This is a genomic window from Novosphingobium olei (assembly GCF_037076535.1).
Classification (GTDB): Bacteria; Pseudomonadota; Alphaproteobacteria; order Sphingomonadales; family Sphingomonadaceae; genus Novosphingobium; species Novosphingobium olei.
This window is the reverse complement of record NZ_AP029021.1, coordinates 3,309,767-3,317,500: the sequence shown is the minus strand read 5'-3', so window position 1 is coordinate 3,317,500 and position 7,734 is coordinate 3,309,767. Positions and strand designations below refer to the sequence as shown.

The following is a 7,734-nucleotide window of genomic DNA, read 5'->3' as shown; positions in this document are numbered from 1 at the left end:
ATCTGAGCAGGGTGAGCCGGCCCCTAAGACGAGCCCGAAGGGGGTAGTCGATGGGAACCACGTTAATATTCGTGGGCCTGGTGGTGTGTGACGGATCATGTGTGTTGTCACTCCTTATTGGATTGGAGTGGCTTCGAAATGGTTCCAGGAAATAGCCCCACCGTATAGACCGTACCCGAAACCGACACAGGTGGTCTGGTAGAGTATACCAAGGCGCTTGAGAGAAGTATCCTGAAGGAACTCGGCAAATTGCCTCCGTACCTTCGGAAGAAGGAGGCCCCATATATGCGCAAGCACTTGTGGGGGGCACAGGCCAGGGGGTAGCGACTGTTTAGCAAAAACACAGCACTCTGCTAAGTCGGCTTCAAGACGACGTATAGGGTGTGACGCCTGCCCGGTGCTCGAAGGTTAAGAGGAGGAGTGCAAGCTCCGAATTGAAGCCCGAGTAAACGGCGGCCGTAACTATAACGGTCCTAAGGTAGCGAAATTCCTTGTCGGGTAAGTTCCGACCTGCACGAATGGCGTAACGACTTCCCCACTGTCTCCAGGATATGCTCAGCGAAATTGAATTCTCCGTGAAGATGCGGAGTACCCGCGGTTAGACGGAAAGACCCCGTGCACCTTTACTGCAGCTTCAGAGTGGCATTAGGAAAGAATTGTGTAGCATAGGTGGGAGGCTTTGAAGCACCGGCGCCAGCTGGTGTGGAGCCATAGGTGAAATACCACCCTGTTGTTTTCTGATGTCTAACCCAGGACCGTTAGCCGGTTCGGGGACCCTCTGTGGCGGGTAGTTTGACTGGGGCGGTCGCCTCCTAAAGAGTAACGGAGGCGCGCGATGGTAGGCTCAGGCCGGTTGGAAACCGGCTGTTAGAGTGCAATGGCATAAGCCTGCCTGACTGCGAGATTGACGAATCGAGCAGAGACGAAAGTCGGTCATAGTGATCCGGTGGTCCCTCGTGGAAGGGCCATCGCTCAACGGATAAAAGGTACGCCGGGGATAACAGGCTGATGATTCCCAAGAGCTCATATCGACGGAATCGTTTGGCACCTCGATGTCGGCTCATCACATCCTGGGGCTGGAGCAGGTCCCAAGGGTTTGGCTGTTCGCCAATTAAAGTGGTACGTGAGCTGGGTTCAGAACGTCGCGAGACAGTTTGGTCCCTATCTGCCGTGGGCGTCGATACTTGAGAGGAGTTGCCCCTAGTACGAGAGGACCGGGGTGAACATGCCTCTGGTGTACCTGTCATTCCGCCAGGAGTGCAGCAGGGTAGCTATGCATGGACGGGATAACCGCTGAAAGCATCTAAGCGGGAAGCCTCCCTCAAGATAAGGTATCATCGAGTCGTGGTAGACCACCACGTTGATAGGCCGGGTGTGGAAGTGCGGTAACGCATGAAGCTAACCGGTCCTAATAACTCTGTTCATGCTTGAGAATCCCACCATCAATGACAGCCTTGCGGCTGCCAGATGGGCGGTATCCAGCCAGGACAAAACCTCATCTGTATCATCGATTAAAATCTTTGCGCCGGCTCTATTGCTTGGTGACCATAGCGTCTGTGACCCACCCGATCCCATCTCGAACTCGGCCGTGAAACCAGTCTGCGCCAATGGTACTAACGCTCAAGCGTTGGAAGAGTAGGGCGTCGCCAGGCATTAAAGCCGACGCAAAGAAAACCCATTCACAATCTCAAGGGCCTTCGTGCCCTCCAAAAGGGGCCCTCCAAGGCCCCTTTTTGCGTCACAATCGACGCACACATCAGTGGCGCGGGGAAAAGCAGCCCGCCGCTGGATCGCTCGCCGATCCAGAAAACAAAACTGCCAAAGGGCTGGCACACCCAGCCCAAACATGGTGTCGCGGGGTGGAGCAGCCCGGTAGCTCGTCAGGCTCATAACCTGAAGGTCGCAGGTTCAAATCCTGCCCCCGCAACCAATGATCTCCATTAGATACTCGTACCTCCGGTAGACTCCTCCACGCCGCTGTGCGAGCTTGCCTGCGGGATAACGCGCTGGCATTTCGAAGCCGAGTGGCGATCTCCAATTGCGTGGAGATGATGGATGCCATTCGCCGAGCCGGGGTGCTTAGAGAATAACGTCGAGCCCTTTCACCGGACCCATGATCTTGTCGAGCAGGTGACCGTTCGCGATGTGCATGACATTCGCGATTGCGCCCTAGCGCTGTGTAACTTCGCCGCGGAATTCGATTTTCGTGCTGCACTATGTGGTGACATAGCGACCTCGGAGCCCATGGTGGATGCCCAGGGCAATGTGCTCGCCGCCGATGCGTTCGGATGGCTCGGCGATGGGGAGCGTTGGTGGGAGGACCATCGCTTGGCCTTGCGGTCGCCCTTGCCGCGGGCATGCCGTTATGAGGCAGAACCGTTCTGGTGTAATGCGCAAGGCTTCCACACACTCACGCCGAATCCCTATCTGGACGAGATTGGCCTTACCGACTTCTTTGAGTCGCGATTCCGCGCCCGTGCGACAATTGTCGTGCCCGTGCACCTGCCCTTCGCACAGGTGTCCGCGAATTGCTTCATCCACCGGGATCTCGCGAAAACCGACCTGGCCGAGGAATTCGCGGAGCTTGGCGCTATTCTCGGACTGCTCACCCGGCGTTTTATTTCGACCTATGTCAGTACGATGCGGTCGCATAAGCGGCGGATCCCCGGAAATTGCGATCTGACCAAGCGTGAAGTGGAGTGCCTGCGCTGGGCCGCTTTGGGCAAGACAGATCGCGAAGTCAGCGAGATTATCGGGATAAGCCACGCGACTGTGCGCTACCATTTGCAACGCGCCGCAGAAAAACTCGAGTCTGTCAACAGGACGCAGACCATCTTCAAGGCAGGACAACTTGGGTTTCTGGGGGCAAGCAACTAACCGGATTTCGCTGCTCTATTTTTTGCAACACATCGTCCAGATCATTGCGTTGGATCGATAGCCTGCGACCCGTCATATCGCAGTGCACCATGACCAAGCCGGCCCTGCCCAAGATCGATCCGTTCCTGCTCTGGCTGGTCGGGACCATCATTGCGGCCAGCATCATTCCGGCTCGCGGCGCGGGCGCCACCGTGTTCGGCATTCTGGCCGACATTGCGATAGCATTACTGTTCTTCTTCCACGGCGCCAAGCTTTCGCGCGAGGCGGTGCTGGCGGGCATCGGCAACTGGCGGCTGCATCTTCTGGTGCTGCTTTCGACCTACGCGCTGTTCCCGCTGCTCGGCCTGATCGTGGCGCGCTTTTCCGGCGGTCTGCTCGATCCGCTGCTGGCCAACGGTGTGCTATTCCTTACCCTGCTGCCATCGACGGTGCAAAGTTCCATCGCGTTCACGGCGATGGCCGGCGGCAACGTTGCCGCGGCGGTGTGCAGCGCATCGCTTTCAAACCTGATCGGCATCATCGTCACTCCCCTGCTGGTGACGTTCACCATGGATGGGTCTGGCGCCATGGGCGCGTCCGGTCATGGATCGGCGGCGGGGCTCGATTCGGTGCGGTCGATCGCGACGCAGCTCCTGTTGCCGTTCCTTGTCGGCCACTTCCTTCGACCGGTGATCGGGAGATGGATCGATCAGCACAAGGCCATCCTCCAGCCGATCGATCGCAGTTCGATCCTGCTGGTGGTCTACAGCGCGTTCAGCGCGGCGGTCGTGAACGGGATCTGGCACAAGGTCGGGCTATATGACCTTGCCGTGTTGCTGGCGGCGTCGGCGCTGATCCTGGCGCTGGTGATGGGGGCCAACGCGCTGGCTGCCCGGCTTGCCCGCTTGCCGCGCGAAGACGCCATCGTCCTGCTGTTCTGCGGTTCGAAGAAGAGCCTTGTTTCCGGCGTTCCGATGGCGGGCGCGCTGTTCGCGCCGGCGCAAGTGGGCGTGGTGGTCCTGCCGCTGATGATCTTCCACCAGCTCCAGCTGTTTCTTTGCGCCTGGCTGGCCGCGCGGTTCGGGCGCGAGATGACGGTCGCACCGGCCGTGCCGCGTCCCGTGCAGGGCGAGGCGGCGATGCTCGATCGGGCGGGCGAGATCGGGTTGCCGATTCCCGAAGCCTGCCAGCCGGGCGTGGTCGCCAACCTCGAACTGCTGGGCCGCCATGCCGAGACGCTGCTGCGCGAGGATCGCGCGTGAACGCCTGTGCCATCGCCGCAGCGGTGCGCCGCGGGCAAGTGTCCGCGCTGGCGGTGGCCGAGCGCGCGATCGCGGCCTGCGGAGCCGACAGCCACGTTGCCGTGACCCGCGTTCTTGCCGAGCGCGCCCGCGATGCAGCCGCGAAAGTCGACGCGACGATCGCTGCCGGCGGCGATCCCGGACCGCTGGCCGGCGTTCCCTATGGCGTCAAGGATCTGTTCGACGTGGCCGGTCTGCCGACCACGGCGGGTTCGGCCTTTCGCCGCGAAGCGGAGCCTGCCCCGCAGGATGCAAGCGCGATCCGCCGCCTGGCCGACGCGGGCGCCGTGCTCGTGGCAACGCTCAACATGGACGAGTTCGCATATGGCTTCGCGACGATCAACGCGAGCTACGGCACAACCCGCAATCCGCACGATCCTTCACGCCTTGCCGGCGGAAGCTCCGGCGGTTCGGCCGCGATCGTCGCTTCGGGAGCGCTTTCGTTCAGCCTCGGATCGGACACCAATGGTTCGATCCGGGTGCCGGCGAGCCTTTGCGGCCTTTACGGGCTGAAGCCCGCGCACGCGTCGTTGCCGCTCGACGGGACGTTTGCCTTCGCGCACAGCTTCGACGACATCGGCCCGTTCGCGACCAACCTTGGCGACTTGGCCCTGATCTGGGAGGTCCTGCTAGGGCGCGCAGTCGCGGACGGCGGGGCCGCATATCCGATCCGCGTCGCCCGCCTTGGCGGCAGGTTTCGCCAGAACGCCGACCCGGCGCAGCTTGCCGCGATCGACGCCGCCGCGCCGGATGCTCCGCTGGTCGAACTTCCCGACATTGCCAAGGCCCGCAGCGCGGCATTCCTGATGACCGCCTATGAAGGCGGTCATCTGCATCGGGACACGCTGGCGCGGGACGCGATGGCCTATGATCCGGCCGTGCGCGACCGATTGCTGGCGGGCGCCCTGCTGCCCGACGCGCTCTACGAACATGCCGTGCGCTGGCGTGGCGAATTCAACGCGCGGCTTCGCGCCCGGTTTGCCAGGTTCGACGTTCTGCTCGCGCCGGCAACGCCCTGCGTCGCGCCGTCCATCGCCGATCCGCGGATCGAGATCGACGGCGCGCTCAGTCCGGCGCGCGCGGATCTTGGGATCCACACCCAGCCGATCACCTTTACCGGCCTGCCTTCGCTGTGCGTTCCGCTCAAGCGGGCGGGCCAACTGCCGCTCGGGCTGCAGATCATCGGGATGCCCGGTTGCGAAGCAAGGATGTTGCGCTTTGCCGTCATGCTGGAAGAGAAGGGGCTGACCGGGGTTACCGCGCCGATCGCCGGAAGCACATTCGGGGCGCATGTGGGGGAATTGACATGACGGAGGCGCAGGCCAGCGCACTCGACCGCCGCTTCAAGCTGAGCGAGCGCGGCACCAGCGTGAGGACCGAAATCCTTGCAGGCTTCACCACCTTCCTGACGATGGCCTACATCGTGCTGGTCAACCCCGCGATCCTGGGACAGGCCGGGCTGCCGGTGGCATCGGTCGCGGCGGCGACCTGCTTTGCCGCGGCTTTCGCCTCGATCCTGATGGGGCTCGTTGCCAACACGCCCCTGGCGCTGGCGCCGGGGATGGGGCTCAACGCCTATTTCAGCTTCACCGTGGTGCAGCAGATGGGCGTGCCCTGGCCGATTGCGCTCGGCTGCGTGTTCATTTCGGGCGTGGCGTTCCTGATCCTGACGCTGACCGGCGTGCGGCAGATGATCGTTTCGGTCATCCCGCATCACCTGTTCGCAGCGGTGGCCGGCGGCATCGGCCTGTTCATCGGCTTCATCGGGCTGAAGGATGCGGGGATCGTCGTTGCCAACCCGGCAACGTTCGTGGGGCTTGGTCCGGTCACCCAGCCGGGACCGGCGCTCGCCCTGTTCGGCCTCGTCGTGATCGGCACCTTGAGCGTGTGGAACGTGCGCGCCGCGATGCTGATCGGTATTGTCCTCACGACGATAGCAGCCTGGGTGTTCGGCCAGGTCACCCCTCCGACCGAACCCTACAGCCTCGCCGCACTCACCGGCACCGCGTTCAAGCTCGACATTTCCGGCGTGTTCGGGCTTACCGGCAGCCACGGGCTCGGCTTGCTTGAAATCCTCTTCGTGTTCCTGTTCGTCGATCTGTTCGACAACATCGGCACGCTGGTGGCGGTGACCAAGCGCGCCGGCCTGATGGATGCCGCCGGGCGCATTCCGGGTCTCAACCGTATCCTGATGACCGATGCCGTGGCCACCATGGTCGGCGCCATGGCGGGCACCAGCACCGTCACCAGCTATGTCGAAAGCGCGGCCGGGGCGCAGGCGGGCGGGCGCACCGGACTGACCGCCGTTGTCACCGGGGTGCTGTTTCTCGCCACCATGTTCGTGGCGCCCTACGCGCAGATGGTCCCGCTGGCCGCCACCGCGCCCGCGCTGGTCGTCGTCGGTGGACTGATGCTGCTGCCCTTGACCGAGGTCGATTGGGAAGATCCGATGGCAGCGATCCCCGCCTTCCTCACCGTCGCGATGATCCCGCTGACCTTCTCGATCGCCAACGGCCTTGCCTTCGGCATTACCGCGCACGCGCTGCTCAAGCTGCTCAAGGGGCAGGCGACGCGCGCCGACTGGTTCCTATTCACGCTCGCGGCGCTGTTCGTCGTGCGCTTTGCCTGGATGGCCACCGCATGAATTTCCGACTGACCTTTTCCGCCGCCGCGCTCGCGCTCGCGCTTCCGACGAGTGCCGAAGCCCAGCGGCTCGACGAAACTCCGCGCACCGTGGTGATGACCGCGTTCCGGCCCGAATGGAACGCGCTTGTACCCGCGATCAAGGACGCGCACGAACACAAGATCAACGGTGGGACGTTCCTGACCGGCACGCTGGAAGGCAAGCCGGTGATCCTGATGCAGAGCGGCGTTTCAGTCGTGAATGCAGCGATGAACACCCAGCTTGTGCTCGACCGCTTCGCCGTCAAGCGCATCGTATTTTCGGGGATAGCGGGGGGCGTCGATCCCAGGCTTTCCATCGGCGATGTGGTGGTGCCCGAGGACTGGGGCCAGTATCTCGAAGCTTCTTTCGCGCGCAAGAGCAAGGGCGGATGGACACCGCCGGACAAGGGTGATCCCGAAAGCCCGGCGAACTGGAACTTCATCTTCCCGCGTGGCACGATCATGGGCAACGCCCTGACCGCGCCCAAGCGGATCTATCGCGTGCCGGCCGATCCCGCGCTACTCGCCTTGGCGCGCAGGGTCGTGCCCACGATCGCGCTGGAACGCTGCGTGCCGCCTTCCGAAAAGATGCTGCCCGGATCGGAGCTGTGCCTGCCGCGCACGCCCAAGGTGGAAGTGGGCGGCACCGGGGTGACGGCGGGGATCTACGCCGACAACGCCGAATTCCGCATCTATCTGCACAAAGCGTGGCAGGCGCGCGTGCTCGACATGGAAAGCGCTGCGGTGATGCAGGTCGCCTATACCAACATGGTCCCGGCGATCGTCTTCCGCAGTTTGTCCGACCTTGCCGGTGGCGACCAGCACAAGAACATGGAAGATACTTTCGAGCACCTGGCGTCGGTCAATTCCGCGCACGTGGTCCGCGCCTTCGTGGCTGCGCTGGCGGACTGAC

General features: G+C 62.8%; 5 protein-coding genes, 1 tRNA gene and 2 rRNA genes (1 of these 8 running past the window's edge). All 8 read left to right on the top strand.

All coding sequences use genetic code 11. From position 1 onward, the window contains the following. Window positions 1-1,432: ribosomal RNA gene (locus tag AACH40_RS15595) — 23S ribosomal RNA — on the top strand (it extends 1,361 nt beyond the left edge of the window). A 105-nt stretch (window positions 1,433-1,537) separates the two neighbouring features. Further along, window positions 1,538-1,652 (top strand): 5S ribosomal RNA (rrf, locus tag AACH40_RS15590). A gap of 201 nt (window positions 1,653-1,853) precedes the next feature. Continuing rightward, a tRNA-Met gene (locus tag AACH40_RS15585) sits at window positions 1,854-1,930 on the top strand. A 125-nt stretch (window positions 1,931-2,055) separates the two neighbouring features. Beyond that, window positions 2,056-2,877: a helix-turn-helix transcriptional regulator gene (locus tag AACH40_RS15580; RefSeq protein ID WP_338643192.1), complete on the top strand. Its 822-nt coding sequence runs from the start codon at window positions 2,056-2,058 to the stop codon at window positions 2,875-2,877. An 89-nt stretch (window positions 2,878-2,966) separates the two neighbouring features. Beyond that, on the top strand, window positions 2,967-4,118 hold the full coding sequence (locus tag AACH40_RS15575) for a bile acid:sodium symporter family protein (RefSeq protein ID WP_338643191.1): 1,152 nt from the start codon (window positions 2,967-2,969) through the stop codon (window positions 4,116-4,118). After that, window positions 4,115-5,467 (top strand): AtzE family amidohydrolase, encoded by a 1,353-nt coding sequence (locus AACH40_RS15570; protein ID WP_338643190.1) that lies wholly within the window; start codon window positions 4,115-4,117, stop codon window positions 5,465-5,467. Before AACH40_RS15575 ends, AACH40_RS15570 begins: the two co-directional genes overlap by 4 nt. Continuing rightward, window positions 5,464-6,801 carry an NCS2 family permease gene (locus AACH40_RS15565; RefSeq protein WP_338643189.1) on the top strand — a complete coding sequence of 446 codons (1,338 nt, stop codon included), beginning with the start codon at window positions 5,464-5,466 and terminating at the stop codon, window positions 6,799-6,801. Before AACH40_RS15570 ends, AACH40_RS15565 begins: the two co-directional genes overlap by 4 nt. Then, window positions 6,798-7,733, top strand: a complete 936-nt coding sequence (locus tag AACH40_RS15560; protein WP_338643188.1) for a 5'-methylthioadenosine/S-adenosylhomocysteine nucleosidase — start codon at window positions 6,798-6,800, stop codon at window positions 7,731-7,733. The genes AACH40_RS15565 and AACH40_RS15560 overlap by 4 nt, the downstream gene beginning before the upstream one ends. Window position 7,734 lies beyond the last annotated feature (1 nt).